We start from the raw sequence: 17,145 nt of genomic DNA, 5'->3' as shown, positions 1-17,145 counted from the left end.
GCAAAAGGAGTTCTATATGGTAAAATAAAGCCGACAACAACATAGTTGGAGGGATAATAAGTGGAAGAGATGATACCATATAAATGCTTAAAATGTGGGATAACAGAAAATATACCTAGGGAGGTTGTAGAATACTTTGATGAGATGGATCAAAGTAATATAGATGAACCGCCTTGTTTTTCATGCGAAAAATGCGGTGGCACTATGAGACCTAAAGAATACAAAGGGGTATACGGAAAAAAATATAAGCTATAATAAGAAAACCATAGGGAAATTAATCTCTATGGTTTTTAACTTAAAATATAATAAATTTCTCCGAAGGAGCGTGGCGCAGCCACTTTGTTCTTATGTATTTTAGCGCTTAAAGAAGCATGTTCTAAGCAGATGGTGAGCAATTGGGTATACTGTTAAAAGTGCAAAAGGCTATTATGCAATCTAAAAAATGCCTTTATCGCAAACTTTGTATTTTAACTAATCTAATGCTGGTAGTGAAATATTATTAATTACTATAAAACTTAAGTTTTACAGTTTGATTTAAAATATAAAATAACCACTACTTTTGTAGTGGTTATTTTATATTGCTTTTATTTTAGGGAAAGATAATCATGTACAATCTTAGGTGTTCCAAGGGTCAAATCTGTGAGAATATGAGATGCTGATATAATCTCTAATACAGGTAAATCAGCAAGGGGAGCTAGTGCGTGGCTAAATAATTGTAGACGCGCACTGCCAGTCCAAGCACTATGAATAGTTATATCAGTATTTTCTGCACATATGAGTTCACAAATTCTTGGATTACCATCATAACCTTGGATGATTTTTAGCATAAAATTGGGTCTTGCAATTTGAGTGTAAGCTTCTTTAAGATCTAGAGGCTCGTGCTTATATCCCATTGTTGCAGTAGCTACTGGTAATGTACCATACTTAAGTGTCCCAACTAAAGTGTCTGAATCAACAAATAGCTTCGGATAGCCGAGCTTTTTTGGATAAGCACTGCTTTCTCTTCCAACAGCAATAGCTGGTTCATTGTCTAGATACATCATATGCAAATAGTCACCCTTAACCCCATTAAATTTTACTGGAATGGCTTGACCACACTCAGTATATGAGCCTAGTCCGGTTGTATCAGGCATAGCCATCATCTCAAATCTAACATATGCTCCATCTAATTCAAGTGGCTCTGGTACTATTTTTCGAAGAGCATCTAAATCAGTTCGATAAATAATGTTTAGATATTCTCTATTATGAAATCTATACGGTCCTCTAGGAAACGCTGGAGCAGCAAGAGGAGTTGTAATTTGTTTAGATACTTCACTTTCTAACATAAAATAATCAACCTCTTTTCTTAGTTTGTAATACATAAGATTTTTAAAGTTATATATTTAAAATAGAATGATTTTAGATATCCATAATTTTTAAGTTATCTGGAATAATTAAATCTGCATCTGTTAAAAATTTTATTTCGTCAATAGTTGTATCTTTATGAATTTCTTTTAAAAGTAAGCCGTCATTTGTTACATCAATTACACAAAGTTCTGTAACAATTAAATCTACCTGAGCTTTAGCAGTAAGTGGGAGAGTGCATTTTTTTACAATTTTAGGTTTACCTTTTCCTGTATGTTGCATTGCAACTATTATTTTTTTTGCACCTATTGCTAAATCCATAGCGCCCCCCATGCCTGGGACAATTTTATTTGGAACAATCCAGTTAGCTAAATTACCTTTCTCATCAACTTCTAAAGCACCAAGAACAGCAACATCAACGTGTCCACCTCTTATTAGTGAGAAAGACATTGAACTATCAAAAAATGCGCCTTGAGGTAATAATGTTACATATTCCCCACCAGCATTTATTATATCTGGGTCATTTTCAACTGATGCGGCCATTTGTGCCATGCCAACCATACCATTTTCTGATTCAAAAGTAATGTCCATTTCTTTTGGAACATAATTTGCTACTAAAGTTGGGAGTCCTATTCCAAGGTTTACGAGTTGTCCTTTTTCTAGTTCCTTCGCAACCCTTTTTGCAATTATCTCTTTTGCTAAAACTTTATCTACAACCAATTAAGCCACCTCCTTAACGATATAATCTACTAATACGCCAGGAGTCATTATGGCATCTCTTTTTAAATCTTCACATTTTACTAAATTTTCTGCTTCAACTATAACTGTCTTTGCAGCCATTGCCATATATGGATTGAAATTTTTAGTAGCAGCTCTATAAAAAGTATTTCCGAACTCATCTACAACGCTACCTTTTATTAATGAAACATCTGCAGATAAAGGAAGTTCTAATAAATACTCTTTGCCATCAATAGTAACTTTTTTCTTACCTTTTTCCACGATAGTCCCAAGTCCTGTTGGAGTTAATACGCCTCCGAGTCCAGATCCAGCTGCACGAATTCTTTCAATAAGTGTCCCTTGTGGAGACAATTCGACTTTAAGTTCGCCGGAACTCATTTTTTTTCCGGTTTCGGGATTCGTTCCAATATGTGAAGCAATTACTTTAGAAACTTGACCATTTACAATAAGTTTTCCTATTCCTTTATCAGGAAAAGCTGTATCATTGCTTATAATAGTCAGATTTTTTATATTTAAATCAACTAGCATATTTATGATGTTTTCAGGGGTTCCACAATCTAAGAAACCACCAACCATAATTGTCATACCATCTTTGAAAATGCGATTTAAATCTGTTAATTTTATTAATTTATTCATTTTAATATCTCCCTTCTAAATAGTTTTTAATATTTTGTGGGAACATTGCATATTAAAGTTATGTGAATAAATGTATAAATTTAGCAAGAGATTAGCCGGCGAGTACACATCTTCTTTGTCTTGTAAAATTTCTTGCAGAAGTTATTCCTTCACCAGTGGATCCAGCAATAGTGAAGGTTGTAAAGCCTTCTGCTTCATAGCCAACACCGGCAAAAGATTTAGCATTCTTTACAAAAATAGTAGTATCGATTTCTCGTTCAAACCTATTTAGGTTGTCTATATTTTTTGAATAAATATAGGCGCTATGTTTTCTATTTTGTTCTGCTATTTTTGCATATTCAATAGCTTCATCTATATCTTTAACTCTTACAATTGGTAATATTGGCATCATGAGTTCTGTCATAACAAATGGATGATTTGCATTTACTTCGCAGATTATGCATTTAACATTTGAAGGAGATTCAACATCTATTTCATCTAAGAATAATTTTGCGTCTTTTCCCACCCATTTTTTATTTATAGAGTATTCTTGGGTTTCATTATTTTTTTGCAATACTAAATCTATTAATTTTGATACTTGATCTTCATTTATAATTACAGCATTATTTTTAAGCATGTTAGATATTAAATCATCTGCAATATTCTCAAAAACAAATACTTCTTTTTCTGCAATGCAAGGTAAATTATTATCAAAGGAACAGCCTTCAATGATACTCTTACCAGCCTTTTCTATATCAGCAGTATCATCTACAATAACTGGTGGATTTCCAGCACCAGCACCTATAGCTTTCTTACCGGAATTTAAGAGGGTTTTTACCATTCCTGGACCTCCAGTTCCGCAAAGTAGTTCTATTGAAGGATGTTTAATAATTGCATTTAAAGACTCCATAGTTGGATTTTTTATAGTTGTTACTAAATTTTCAGGACCGCCACATGAAACAATAGCTTTATTTATCATTTCCACAGCAAAAGCAACACATTTTTTAGCACCTGGATGCCCGTTGAATACTACAGCATTTCCAGCAGCTATCATGCCTATGCTATTACATAGTACAGTTTCAGTTGGATTTGTAGAAGGAGTTATTGCACCTATGACACCATAGGGCGACATTTCTACAACTGTAAGCCCGTTATCTCCTGACCAAGCAGTAGTAGTTAAATCTTCTGTGCCAGGAGTATATTTAGCTACTAGTTCATGCTTTAATATTTTATCCTCATATCTGCCCATATGTGTTTCTTCTAGAATCATTGTAGCTAAGACCTCTTTATTTTCTAATGCGGCCTTTCTTATCTCATTTATGATTTTTTCTCTTTGTTCTTTTGTATAATGAAGGGATAATATCTTTTGTGCGTGTACAGCATTGCTTATAGCATTTTCAGCATTTTCGAAAACTCCGAAACATGAAGAATTATCCTTGTAGTTCTTTAGATTGGTATTTTCAACATTTGTTTTTAATTTTAAATCTTTTGTTACAGATACTAGTGTGTCTTTAATCATGACTAATCCTCCTTATGATTTAAAAATTAATAAACATTAAAAATTTTATATGAAATATTAAATTTTTATATGTTATTAAATATATGGTATCACTAAAATTTACAGAATCAACCTTTTAAACCAAAAAAGTAAATATAAGGAAGATAAAACGTTATCAAATCACAAAACAGGAGGATAGTTTTTTTATACAGCTTTTAGAGGTAAATTATCGTATTATTTTGGAATTATTGTTATATATTGTTTTTTGGGGAAATTTGTTTAATATATTAGTGAAATTCCGAATAATGACCATAATATTGTAATATAAAATAAACATTATTGATAATATTTTTTATAATTATCCATTAAATGCATAATTTTTAATAAATATGATTAATAGTTAGATCAAGAATCTTAAAAAGTTAGAGCTTTTATTCCCAATATATTGCCATAAATCTAGAAATTAATTGGCAATTTGCATTGGTGTTTTTTTGAAAAGCAGGCGATGATATATTGAATGCATATGTTATAATCAGTTGGTAATAGCAAAAAGATATGACATACTAACTAATTAATGTAGGAGGTAAAATGGAGTCTGAATTTAAAGTTAAGCAAATTACTAAATTATATGAAAGTTGCAATAAATGCGGGTTGCCAATAATAAATTGTATCTGCGATATTGTGCCTAAAATAAAGACAAAAGCAAAGATATTGATATTATCAACAGAAAGAGAATTCCGTAGGCCTTCAAATACTGCTAGATTATTAAAATTGGCGAATCCAGAATCAACTGAGCTAATTCTTTGGGAGAGAGTAAAGACTCCTGAAAAATTAATTGAATATATTAATAGCGATGATTATGAGATACATATATTATTTCCAATGGATGATGATGAGCCTCTAGAAAGAAAGCCTAAATGCGAAGATTTAGAAAAAATTCCAGCATTTATTATCTTAGATGGTACATGGAAAGAAGCAGAGAAGATACTAAGAAAGAGCGACTACTTAAAGAAGCTTTCAAGAATCTCATTAAATCCAATTAATAAATCAGAATATACTTTAAGAAAAGGTGCTTCAGAAGGAGAACTTTGCACTATCGAGGCAGCAATTGAAGTGCTTAAGTTAAATTCTGAGTTTGAGAATGCACAGCTAATTAAAGGTGCTTTCGATTTATTTATGAGAAGTTTTAAAGCGGGGGTTAGTGGAGTAGAGCTGAAAGATATAAATAGATAGAGTTTTCATATTGTTACTTCACTATAAATCTACATAGCTGATAATTGATACTTATAGAAGATATGCACGTAGTATAAGCAATCTTGAAAACATTGAAGAAGTTAAGATAGAAGGTCTCAAATTCATATTATGAAGTTGGGATCTTTTTGTATAATTTTGATATTTTATTGGATATAAATATGGGCTTACAAATAAATATACGAATAATAAAACTACATTTACAATATATGTTATAATTTATTTATAATGTAATTTTATTGTAAAATTTAGAGGGAGTGAGTGCACATGAAAAGAAAACTACCTATGATAGTGACATTTATTGGAGATATGAGTTTGATTTATGCAGCCTTAATTATAATATCAATTTCACCTATGAAAAGCATTATGGAGAAGATTGGTGTTTATCCCATTCCTGCATATAATTTTTTAGATAGTGCGCTTAGAGTATTAAGTGCTATAGTCCTATTAACAATAGCCTATGGATATTTTAAGCTTAAGAAATGGGCATACTTAGAAATCATAATTTATAATGTATTTTTTTTAGCAGTATCTATGTTCTTTATAGCAATGAAAACAAGCAATCCGTATAATACTCCAAATATTATAGAATCACTGTTAGGACTCATAATTGCATTTCCATCCAAGAGATATTTTTTTAAAGAGGAATGTGATTCGTAATATATATTGACGTAATAAATTTATATTTAAAATTCTGGTAAGGCAAAGGTTAAGATAAGAATGGTAATGTAAAAATCAAATTGAAAGGGATAATACATAAGTTAATATGTAAATTATATATCACGAAAATTTATGAGAGACAAGAATGGTAAACTACGTTAATGTAAGAAGTATTTGATTTAAAATACATACTTCTAACTAACAAGATTATAGGAAAGTTTATGAACATGAACATAGGGAAGGTGATTATATGGGCAAAATATTATTTTTCATTTTTGATGAAATGACAGACTATGAAGTTACATTCATAAGTCATTTACTAAGTTCAGAGGCAGGTAAAGAAATAATTGCTATCTCCTATGAAGATAAAATGATTAAAGGACGCTCTGGTTTTTTATATAAACCAGATAAATTAGTTAAAGAGGTCTTAAATTATGATGTAGATGGATTAATAATTACTGGAGGATGGTATGGTAAAGTAAGACCGGAATTAATAGAGCTTATCAATAAAATATATTTAGATGGGAAACTAGTAGGAGGTATATGTGGAGCGGGAACCGTTTTTTTAGCAAAGTCGGGAATTTTAAATAATGTTAAGTATACTACGCCTATTAATCAATGGACACAAAAACATATTGATATATATGGAGAAAATGACCCATTTCCAAGAGAAAATTTTGTTTCTGAAAGGGTCGTGAGAGATAAAAATGTAATAACAGCTCATGGAACAGCTTTTATTGACTTTGCAATAGAGATATGTGATTGGTTTAACTTATTTGAAAACCAAGAAGATAAGGATAATTTCGAAAAAGAAATTAAGGGATTATAAGTTGATAATTTTGGAAGAGAGACTTAATAGTTGTAGAAAAGAGAGCCACTTTAAGGGAATAATATTAATATAAGTAGGGGGAGTATTATGAATGAATTTATAGTATTTAGTATTATGGGCATAGCGTTTTTTAGTTATAGTTTGTTATGTTCTAAGAAAAGAAAAGTTATATATACAATTAATAAATCGAATTTTGTTATTTTAAATGATAAGTATTTCGATTTGCAGTTAAAAGTAAGCATAATAAATTCAGTTATCATAGTAATTGGATCATGTCTTACGCAAGTTTCTCAGTTAGGCTCCATTAAATCAACTATTCTGTTTATTACCATATTAATTTTTTGGATTATGAATTTTAGACTAAGAAAATTGGCAATAATTAAAAAGTATGCTCAGATAAAGCAATAAGTTCTTATCCAATTAGAATCCTTAATAATATTATAAATTAAGGAGAGTATAAGAAATATATGCTTTAAAGTTCATTATATTTTTAAGATCATTTATTTAAAGATGAAGAGGAGAAAAAATATGCTTGAATATAAATTTGATACGCAATTATTAATTGAAGGAAAAGATCTTTCAGAAGATGAAATAAATGAATATATAACAAAAAACATTGAGGGAGATTCTCTGCTTGCAGTTGGAGATGATGAATTGATTAAGATTCATTTCCATACAAATACTCCATGGCAAGTACTTGAGTATTGTGCTTCTTTAGGGGAGATATATGATGTTGTCATAGAGAATATGGAGCGACAAGCAAATGGACTCAAAGGCTAAAACGGTGAATTATTGAAATTAAATATAAGGCTGAAAAATCGTATTATTCAAAGAAGATGATATGCTCCCTTTAAGGTAAACAGATAAAAAATAAAAATCTGTTATTTTGAAAGGGAGTATTTTTATGTCTAAAAATGTGAAGTTTAAAGTTAGTAATTAAGTTTCTTGTAGGTTAACTTTTTCTACTAATATCAACTAGGAATCCATTTACGGAAAATGTAGAAACACATAAAATATTATTAGAGGTGAGGAATATGAAAAAGTTAAATATAGGAGAATGTATTGCTTATAAGAGGAAAGAGAAGGGAGTAACTCAGGAGCAGCTAGCAGATTATATTGGAGTTTCTAAAGCATCCGTTTCTAAATGGGAATCTGGATTAAGTTATCCTGATATCTTACTTCTTCCTGAGCTTGCGACTTACTTTAATATTTCGGTTGATGAATTATTAGGATATTCCCCGCAGCTTACAAAGGAAGATATTAAAAAGATTTATAAGGAACTTTCACATGAGTTTGCTATAAAACCATTTGATGAAGTCATAAATAGGTGTGAAAAGTTAATAAAAAAATACTATTCCTGCTTTCCTTTTTTGCTTTCTATGGCTCAATTATTAATAAATTATTCTATACTAGCAAAAACTGAGGATATAAAAAAAGAAATTTTTCAGAAATGTATATTATTAAGCAAGAGAATAAAAGAAGAGTCGGATAATATTACAGAAATAAAGAGTTCAAATACAATGGAAGCATTGGCACAAATGTTATTAGGAAATAGTGAAGAAGTTATTCGATTATTAGATAATAAATTAATACCGTATAGTGGTGAGGATGTAATGCTAATTAATGCATACAAGATGCAGGGAGAAATAGATAAAGCAAATGAGGTCAATCAAATACTAGTATTTAATAATGTAATAAACATGTTAAGACTTTTAAACAACTATCTTTCAATAAATATTATGGAGCAAGTTTTGTTTGAAAAAATTTATTCTCAAGGTATTCAGATCATTGAGTCTTTTAATCTTAATGAGATTTTGACAAATGATGTTTTAGGAATTCATATTGTTGCAGCACAAGGTTATTTAATGCACAAAGATAAGGAAAAGGCCATATGTGCCTTAGAGCAGTATGTAAATATTGTCTGCAAAATAAAGTTTCCATTGAAATTTAAAGGAAATGAATATTTTACTAAGGTTGATAAATGGCTTGAGGATAATAGCTATATTGGAACGAGCACTCCTGTAGATGAGACAACAATAAAGAAAAATTTTGCCTCTGCAATTACTGAAAATCCGGCATTTGTATCATTAAGAGAAGAGGAAGAGTACAAATTTCTTATTAAAAAACTGAAGAGAAAGTTGGATGAATAAAATGAATGCAATAAGCATAGAGAATCTCAACAAGTCTTATGATGGAAAGATTAATGCATTGAATGATATAAACTTGAGTATATCAAAAGGCGAGATATTTGGCTTTCTTGGACCTAATGGTTCGGGAAAAACTACAACAGTTAGAATTCTAAATGGAATTCTTTCAGCAACATCTGGTCATGCCGAAATTTTAGGGATTCCTGTTGGTGAAAATAATATTGAAATTCATAAATTATGTGGAGTTATGACTGAAAGCTCCAGCTGTTATGAGAATCTCACTGCAAAACAAAACTTAATGTTTTTTGGAAAAATGCACGGAGTTGAAGAAAATGTACTTAATGAACGTATTGATTCTATATTAAAAAGGTTAGAACTGATAGAGGTGAAAGATAAGAAGGTGAAATCTTTCAGTACAGGAATGAGAAAGAGAGTTTCATTAGCTATAGCATTAGTTCATAATCCAAAAATTTTATTTCTTGATGAACCAACATCTGGTTTAGATCCAGAAAACGCATTGAATGTTACAAAGCTTGTAAAGGAACTTGCAGAAGAAAACGAAGTTACAATATTTCTTTGTACCCATCAATTAAAATATGCTGAAGATATATGCACTCAGTATGGTTTTATAAACAATGGGAATATTCTTGGGGTAGGTACCTTTGATGAACTTGCATCAAAGAAAAATGCACAACTTCAACTAAAAATTAGAGGAAAGAATATTTCTGATAAATTTGGATTTATCTATGAAGGCAATGGCATATATAACAAACCTATTTCAGGAGACCAAGAGGTAAATACTCTAATACAAAGCATAATGAAAGATGATGGAGAAATTTATGAGGCAATGCAGCAGAAATGGTCTTTGGAACAACTGTATTTCAAATATATAAAAGGTACATCTGATGATGTGTCTTTATAAATCAGGAGTGATTAGAATATGAAGAGTAATGAAAAAGCACTTATATATAAAGATATAAATGAGTTAGTAAGTTCAAAACGAGTAATTCTTCCTATGACTATTGTTCCAATTATATTGACAATAATAGTGCCCCTTGGAATACTCATAGGTGCAAGTTTTATTGGAAGTGACTCAAGCACTATTACAAAAATGGCTCCTCTTATAAGGAAATTACCTTATGAATATACAATATATACTCCAGCTCAATTACTAGTAAAAGTGGCTATAAACTTCATGTTTCCATCATATTTTCTTATAATACCTATAATGTGTTCATCAGTTATTGGGGCTAGTAGTTTTGTAGGAGAAAAGGAACATAAAACTTTAGAGTCTTTGCTTTATACTCCAACATCCATGGAGCAATTACTTAGAGCTAAAATCTTAGGTGTATTTATTCCATCGTATATTGTGACTTTGGTCTCATTTATAGCAATTGGAATAATATTTAATGTAGGTGGCTTTATATACTTTGGAAAACTTATTTTTCCAGATATAAAATGGCTGATAATTATACTTTGGCTTTCACCTGCAATTAATTTTCTATCGTTAATACTTACAGTTATGGTGTCAGCAAAGTCGGAAACTTTCCAAGAAGCACAACAAATAAGCGGGCTTCTTGTAATCCCAGTTATTCTTGTATTAATTGGTCAGATGACAGGAGTACTATTACTTAGCAATTTTATAATGATTGTAGCAGGAGGAGTTCTTCTAATACTTGATTATGCTTTAATAAAGAGAATTTCATCTAAATTCATCCCAGAAAAGTTAATCTAAAGTAAGAAAATTTATAAGATTAGATTCCATAATGAAAGTATTTATTTTAAATTTAATAGAGTGATATCTTGGTGAAAAAATACTGTGATAAAATCTGTTTTTAAACAAATTTCTTGTAGTACTTTTTCATCATTATTTTATGCTATAGGAATTTATATTGGAGTGAAATCTGCAAATAATTTTTGAAAATGGCATGAAAACATAGTATGCGAAGCAGATTTTCTTGTAAAATAACGATTTTTCAATATTGGGATTTATAGCTAATTTAGAGATTTTATAGTCATTATTTATTTTATAATGTGGCATACTGGCAGAAAAGATTTTTAAGTTTGGCAATAATCAATGCTAAAAATGAGAACAGCAGATGAATTAATATCAATAACTTTTAGGGTGAATAACAATTACTTAATGTGATGTTTTAAATCTGTGTTATAATATGGTAAGGTTTCAAAATGTTATATAAAAATTGGACAGACTTATGTTATAATGAGTGGAGTTGTTAATTATGATATTTGAAGACAAAAAAGTAAAATTGAAAAATGGAGAAGAATGCATATTAAGAAGTCCTGATGCGAAGGATGCAGAAAAATTAATTGATTACTTAAGAAAGGCATCATCAGAAACAGACTATATGCTTAGGTATCCAGAAGAAATTACTATGACTATAGAAGATGAAGAAAAATTCATCAATGACATTAACGAAAGTAATAATGATGTAATGATTTCAGCATTTATTGATGATAAACTTGTTGGAAATTCAAGTGTATGTACTGTTGGAAATATGATTAAAGTTTCACACAGAGCAAATTTTGGAATAGCAGTTATTAAAGAAGCTTGGAATCTTGGAGTTGGAAAAGCTTTGTTAACTGAAATCTTAAAATATGCAAAAAAAGTTGGATTTGAACAAGTTGAATTAGAGGTGGCAAGTGATAACTATAAGGCAATAAACTTATATGAAAAATTTGGTTTTAAAAAGTATGGGACAAGAAGCAACTCTTTAAAATTAAAAGATGGATCATATTACACAGAATATTTGATGATGAAAAATTTATAGGTATTTCAGATTTAATGTTATTCGCTTTTGTTAATAAAGCGCTATTTTTGTTGTGAGAGTATTTTAAGTTACATCATAAAAATGAAATTGTAGTTTTTGTTTAGATAAAATTCTGCTAAGTACATTAGTGAAATATTATAGTATTTGGAATTAGTGGAAAATATTATAAGCTTTACTAACCAACTAAATAGAAGATGAAATCTATAATTTATTTACATTCAAATTACAAAGATAACTTAGAGATTTATTTGAGATTAAAGTAATATTATTTATAGTTTATTGTTTAATTATATTAATGAAAATAGAGTGATATTTGCAAAATAATAAAGGAATTTGACTACTTATGTAGAATTATTAATTCTATAAAGATATAATATATATGAATATAAATATTTGAGGGGGATTATCATGGGATATAAAGAGCATTTAACTGAGAATTTAACGGACGAGGAAATTTTAAGGGCATTTTCTATTGTTTTGCCATATCTTAACGATCTATCAAGAGATGATACAGCGTTTGGATTAACAGATACTGAAAAATATATCGAATATGAAGATCCTAAAGGATTTCAGTTGCAACTTAGAGCTGGCTCTGAACCATTAGATGTTATAAAAGATTCTTTAAGAAGTGGAAGACTTGAAAAAGGTGATACCAATGTAGCTGGGAAAGAAATAAAAGTTATATCAATACCTATTAGAAATTCAAAAGGGAAGATCATTGGAACAATTAGTGATGGAATTGATTTAGATGATACTACTCGATTGGTAAATAGTGTTTCAGAAATATCAGAATCATTAGATCAAGTTTCTACAAGTGTTAGTGAATTAGCTAATTCGGCCTCAAATTTTGCTCTAACTGGACAAAAGACTCTAAAGCAGGCTCAAGATGTTATGGAAACTTCAAAGAAAACATCAGACGCTATAGAAATTATTAAGAGTATCGCAGATCAAACAAATTTACTAGGATTAAATGCAGCTATTGAATCTGCAAGAGCTGGTGAACATGGCAAAGGATTTAATGTTGTATCAACTGAAATTAGAAAGCTTGCAAGCCAAAGTAAAGAATCAACTAGAACAATAAATGATATTGTTATGAATATGAATCAGTCAATAAATACTATAATTGGAGCTGTAAATGAATCAGCATCAGAAAGTGAAGAACAAGCAGCAGCTATTGAAGAAATAAGTGCTACTATTGAAAGTATAAATGCTAATTTAAAAAGATTAAATGAATTTATTGAAAGATTTGCATAATTTTAAACAACAATAATAAATAATATATATATTAAAATATCGCAGCATTCGTATGAATTTGCGATATTTTTTATATAGCAATTTTATAATATATAGATACCAAAATTTAAAACTGCATTTATGTGATAATTTACCGAAATCATAAATATTTTGATTCCGAAAAGCTATGAAAATATCGCTGAAGCTTCTAAGCATCAGGTTGTATCCACTTTAGCATGCTCCAACTTTCAGTTTGACAGGCTAAACTGGAACAACCTACGGCTAAGAAGCTTTAACAACTCATTTTCAAATGTTTTCTCCACAAATATATTTATGATTTCTAGTGAAGATATGAACTTAAAGTTTTAGAAACTTTGTTAATATCTTTATCTACATACGTTGCAATAATAAATTTGCACTTAAATTCTAGCAAGCCAAATGTTCAATTAAACATAGAATGTGGAAAATTAATTACACCATATATGGAAGGAGATAGTTATGAATTTTTATATTTTTACTTTAGCTATATGTTCAATAATCTTTTTAGTATATGCTCTTAATGGAGTATGTTACATATTTAAAAAACCAGAAGCGATAATTAATAAAAAATTATCGAAAACAGAAAAGATATATGAAATTACAAATGTTAATGAGTATTTAAGTAATTTAGGAAAATTAAATTTATATTCAGCTATTATTCTTTATATAGGTGTTCTAACTGCACTTTACGCTGATAAGTACAGATACCAGATTTTAATGTATATCTATATTGTAATTTACTTTGCCTATTTTTATTTTATAAGAAGTAGGCTTATGAGAAAGATAGAAAAATATTTAATTTGTAAGGATACTAAAACTCTGGACAAATAAGTGTGAGGATAAGATCTGATAATGGAATTAAATAATAAGAGGATACGGGCTGGTTACGCTTCGTCTCCACCTAAAATATGACAATTACGTTAAAGTTTAATAAATAAATATGTGAATAATTAAGAGCTGTACTGGTTGTGGTAACTAGTATAGCTTTTTTATTTGCTTTTTGATATGAGTTGTCGAAACCACTGAAAAGTATGTATAGTAGCATTGCGGTAACCGCAATGCTACTTTTAAGAAGAACTATATAAAAATTCTTGAAAAATGATTTCTGAACTGTTTTCAGGTGAAATTATAGCAACTTTTATTTCTACTACATCATTTGCTAAATTATATCTTATATACTGAACAAATTCTTTTAACATTAATATTTGTTTATCAGGTGTTTCAACTTCAATTGTATTAATGAAGTGTTTAATTTTACTTCGAATAATATTTATAAATTCTGATGATATCGAACCAGTAGATATTGAATCATTAAGTGAGTTATAAGAATTTGTTAAAAAAAATTTGTATTTGCGAGTATTAAATAAAGGAATGTGAAACACTAGAAATAATATTACAAAAGCTAAACAAATCAAAGCAATCAAAAAAAATCAAAAACGATGAAATAGAGTATAAACAATGGATATATAATGATTTTTGCAAAATTTGATGAAGTTATATGATTTATTTTGAAAGAAAATGATTGAAATTTGTTGAAATATAAGTTATTATTAAATCAGAGGAATAGTGATAATGTTTACGGGAGAGAGGCTTAACATAATTTTTAGAGAAACAAAAGATATAGGTATCAGTTACTGATTTGAAATAATGTTAATTATGAAAACAATGTAGTAGAGGTGGTAAAAAATGATTAATACAATAACTCTTAATCCTTCGTTAGATTATATAGTTAAAGTTGATTCTTTTAAAGTTGATTCCTTAAATAGAAATCAAGAAGAACAAATTTATGCAGGTGGTAAAGGGATAAATGTATCTATAGTTCTTAAAAACTTAGGAGTTGAAAATACAGCTCTTGGATATGTTGCAGGATTTACTGGAGATGAAATATTAAGACAAATTAGAAGTTATGGAGTAAGTTGTGATTTTGTAAAACTAAATAATGGCTTTTCTAGAATCAATGTCAAGCTTAAAAGTGATGGGGAAACAGAAATTAATGGTTCTGGTCCTGAAATTACAAGCGAAGATTTAAAAATACTATATGAAAAGCTTTCTGATTTAACTAAAGGTGATTACTTGATATTATCAGGAAGTATACCAAATAGTGTACCAGATGACATCTATGAAAACATTATGATTAGGTTATTAGACAAAGGTGTAGAATTCATTGTTGATGCAACGAAAGATTTACTATTAAAAGTATTAAAATATAAACCATTTTTAATAAAACCAAATCATCATGAACTTGCAGAAATGTTCAATATTGAGTTGAAAAGTGATGAAGATATAATTAAATATGGTAAAAGACTTCAAGAGATGGGAGCAAAAAATGTTCTTATTTCAATGGCCGGGGATGGAGCTATTTTATTACCTGAAAATGGTGAACCAATAAAGAGAGAGGTTCCAAAAGGAGTTCTAAAAAATTCAGTTGGTGCTGGAGACTCAATGGTAGCAGGTTTCTTATGTGGATATCTAAAAAATAACGACATAGATGAAGCATTTAAGATGGGAATTGCTACTGGTAGTGCAAGTGCTTTCTCACAAGAACTTGCAACAGAAAAAGAAGTATATGAATTATTAAAACAACTTAAATAAATTATAAAAGGTTATAACATATTTTAAATTTTAGGGAGGATCAAAAATGAAAATTGTAGATTTATTATACAAACAAGGTATTAACTTAAATTTTAATCCTAGTACAAAAGAGCAATGTATTAATGAATTAGTTGACTTAATGGATAAGACAGGAAACTTAAACAATAAAGAAGAATATAAAAAGGCAATATTAGCTAGAGAAGAATTAAGCACAACAGGAATTGGAGATGGAATAGCAATTCCTCATGGAAAAACAAGTGCAGTAAAAAAAGCATCTCTTGCAGCAGCAATCTGCAAAAATGGTGTTGATTATGATTCTTTAGATGGTCAACCTGCACATCTTTTCTTCATGATCGCAGTGCCAGATAACAATGATAATTTACATCTTGAAGTTTTAGCAAGATTATCAACAATATTGATGGATGAAAGCTTTAGAGCAAGTTTAATCAATTGTTCTGATACAGATGAATTCTTAAAATTAATAGATCAAAAAGAAACAGAAAAATTCCCGGATGAGGCAAAGGAAGAAGTTAAATCTGATTCTAATGGATACAGAGTATTAGCAGTTACTGCTTGCCCAACTGGAATTGCGCATACATACATGGCAGCAGAAAGCCTTGAAAATAAAGGTAAAGATATGGGAGTCTCAATAAAAGTTGAGACAAATGGTTCTGGTGGAGCTAAAAACGTTTTAACAAAAGAAGAAATAGCAAATGCAGAATGTATAATTATAGCAGCTGATAAAAATGTAGAAATGGCTAGATTTGATGGTAAGAGAGTAATTAAAACTAAGGTAGCAGATGGAATACACAAGTCGACTCAATTAATTGAGGAAGCTATAAGTGGAAATGCTCCAATATATCATCATGCAGGTGGTGCTGATAACAGCGAAGATGTTTCAAACGAATCAGTTGGACGTCAAATTTATAAGCATCTTATGAATGGTGTATCACATATGTTACCGTTTGTAATAGGTGGTGGTATATTAATAGCTTTAGCATTCTTATTTGATACATTTAATCCTGCAAATCCAAGTGGCTTTGGTTCAGGCACACCTATTGCAGCAGTATTAATGAAGATTGGTGGGACAGCATTTGGATTTATGTTACCAGTTCTTGCTGGATTTATTGCAATGAGTATTGGAGATAGACCAGCTCTTTCAGTAGGTTTTGTTGGTGGTGCTTTAGCTAGTGCGGGTATTACTTTTGCAAGTGCATTTGATCCAAAGATTCCAGCAGTTTCTGGTGGTTTCTTAGGTGCATTACTTGCAGGTTTCATTGCTGGATATTTAGTTGTTGGTCTTAAGAAGTTATTTGCAGGCTTACCAAACAGTTTGGAAGGTATTAAACCAGTATTTTTATATCCTTTACTAGGAACATTTCTAATCGGTGTTATAATGTTATTCATAAA

The 17,145-nt window shown here is 29.7% G+C and carries 19 protein-coding genes; 14 read left to right on the top strand and 5 right to left on the bottom strand.

The genetic code is table 11. From position 1 onward, the window contains the following. Positions 1–69 precede the first annotated feature (69 nt). Positions 70–255: a hypothetical protein gene (locus T483_RS0117910; RefSeq protein WP_242841860.1), complete on the top strand. Its 186-nt coding sequence runs from the start codon at positions 70–72 to the stop codon at positions 253–255. Positions 256–584: 329 nt separating this feature from the next. Here T483_RS0117910 and T483_RS0117905 read toward each other — a convergent pair whose 3' ends face one another. The 4 genes from T483_RS0117905 to T483_RS0117890 all read right to left on the bottom strand — a co-directional run bounded on the left by T483_RS0117905 (position 585) and on the right by T483_RS0117890 (position 4,216). Beyond that, positions 585–1,325: an acetoacetate decarboxylase gene (locus T483_RS0117905; protein ID WP_026888073.1), complete on the bottom strand. Its 741-nt coding sequence runs from the start codon at positions 1,323–1,325 to the stop codon at positions 585–587. 73 nt (positions 1,326–1,398) lie between these two features. Further along, entirely contained in the window at positions 1,399–2,064 is a 666-nt protein-coding gene (locus T483_RS0117900) for a 3-oxoacid CoA-transferase subunit B (protein WP_026888072.1), read from the bottom strand. Then, a complete protein-coding gene (locus T483_RS0117895) occupies positions 2,065–2,718 on the bottom strand; it encodes a 3-oxoacid CoA-transferase subunit A (RefSeq protein WP_026888071.1) in 654 nt (217 codons plus the stop codon). Between the two features lie 91 nt (positions 2,719–2,809). After that, positions 2,810–4,216: an aldehyde dehydrogenase family protein gene (locus T483_RS0117890; protein ID WP_026888070.1), complete on the bottom strand. Its 1,407-nt coding sequence runs from the start codon at positions 4,214–4,216 to the stop codon at positions 2,810–2,812. Positions 4,217–4,783: 567 nt separating this feature from the next. Between T483_RS0117890 and T483_RS0117885 the strand changes: the two genes are divergently transcribed. The 11 genes from T483_RS0117885 (at position 4,784) to T483_RS0117835 (ending at position 13,974) form a co-directional block, all read left to right on the top strand. Beyond that, positions 4,784–5,428, top strand: a complete 645-nt coding sequence (locus T483_RS0117885; RefSeq protein ID WP_026888069.1) for a tRNA-uridine aminocarboxypropyltransferase — start codon at positions 4,784–4,786, stop codon at positions 5,426–5,428. Positions 5,429–5,713: 285 nt separating this feature from the next. Next, positions 5,714–6,106, top strand: coding sequence for a hypothetical protein (locus T483_RS0117880; protein ID WP_026888068.1), 393 nt, complete (start codon positions 5,714–5,716; stop codon positions 6,104–6,106). A gap of 250 nt (positions 6,107–6,356) precedes the next feature. After that, entirely contained in the window at positions 6,357–6,935 is a 579-nt protein-coding gene (locus T483_RS0117875; protein WP_026888067.1) for a DJ-1/PfpI family protein, read from the top strand. A gap of 87 nt (positions 6,936–7,022) precedes the next feature. Further along, the gene (locus T483_RS0117870) at positions 7,023–7,343 is read left to right on the top strand and encodes a hypothetical protein (RefSeq protein WP_035790350.1); all 321 of its coding nucleotides are present in this window, start codon (positions 7,023–7,025) and stop codon (positions 7,341–7,343) included. Positions 7,344–7,463: 120 nt separating this feature from the next. After that, on the top strand, positions 7,464–7,715 hold the full coding sequence (locus T483_RS0117865) for a hypothetical protein (protein ID WP_026888065.1): 252 nt from the start codon (positions 7,464–7,466) through the stop codon (positions 7,713–7,715). Positions 7,716–7,969: 254 nt separating this feature from the next. Beyond that, positions 7,970–9,085 carry a helix-turn-helix domain-containing protein gene (locus T483_RS0117860; RefSeq protein WP_026888064.1) on the top strand — a complete coding sequence of 372 codons (1,116 nt, stop codon included), beginning with the start codon at positions 7,970–7,972 and terminating at the stop codon, positions 9,083–9,085. A 1-nt stretch (position 9,086) separates the two neighbouring features. Next, entirely contained in the window at positions 9,087–10,004 is a 918-nt protein-coding gene (locus T483_RS0117855; RefSeq protein ID WP_026888063.1) for an ABC transporter ATP-binding protein, read from the top strand. A gap of 18 nt (positions 10,005–10,022) precedes the next feature. Beyond that, on the top strand, positions 10,023–10,817 hold the full coding sequence (locus T483_RS0117850; RefSeq protein ID WP_026888062.1) for an ABC transporter permease subunit: 795 nt from the start codon (positions 10,023–10,025) through the stop codon (positions 10,815–10,817). A gap of 505 nt (positions 10,818–11,322) precedes the next feature. After that, a complete protein-coding gene (locus T483_RS0117845; RefSeq protein ID WP_026888061.1) occupies positions 11,323–11,871 on the top strand; it encodes a GNAT family N-acetyltransferase in 549 nt (182 codons plus the stop codon). A 408-nt stretch (positions 11,872–12,279) separates the two neighbouring features. Continuing rightward, positions 12,280–13,125: a methyl-accepting chemotaxis protein gene (locus T483_RS0117840; RefSeq protein WP_026888060.1), complete on the top strand. Its 846-nt coding sequence runs from the start codon at positions 12,280–12,282 to the stop codon at positions 13,123–13,125. A gap of 477 nt (positions 13,126–13,602) precedes the next feature. After that, on the top strand, positions 13,603–13,974 hold the full coding sequence (locus T483_RS0117835) for a hypothetical protein (RefSeq protein ID WP_026888059.1): 372 nt from the start codon (positions 13,603–13,605) through the stop codon (positions 13,972–13,974). Between the two features lie 236 nt (positions 13,975–14,210). Here T483_RS0117835 and T483_RS32500 read toward each other — a convergent pair whose 3' ends face one another. Next, on the bottom strand, positions 14,211–14,342 hold the full coding sequence (locus T483_RS32500) for a hypothetical protein (RefSeq protein WP_278247453.1): 132 nt from the start codon (positions 14,340–14,342) through the stop codon (positions 14,211–14,213). A 487-nt stretch (positions 14,343–14,829) separates the two neighbouring features. Between T483_RS32500 and pfkB the strand changes: the two genes are divergently transcribed. Next, on the top strand, positions 14,830–15,735 hold the full coding sequence (gene pfkB, locus T483_RS0117825) for a 1-phosphofructokinase (protein ID WP_026888057.1): 906 nt from the start codon (positions 14,830–14,832) through the stop codon (positions 15,733–15,735). Between the two features lie 46 nt (positions 15,736–15,781). Further along, a partial coding sequence (locus T483_RS0117820; protein WP_026888056.1) for a PTS fructose transporter subunit IIABC occupies positions 15,782–17,145 on the top strand: 1,364 nt, incomplete at its 3' end.

The organism is Clostridium beijerinckii HUN142 (assembly GCF_000621745.1).
Lineage (GTDB): Bacteria > Bacillota > Clostridia > Clostridiales > Clostridiaceae > Clostridium > Clostridium beijerinckii_A.
The sequence above is the reverse complement of the archived record's forward strand: the minus strand, read 5'-3'. Positions and strand labels throughout refer to the sequence as shown.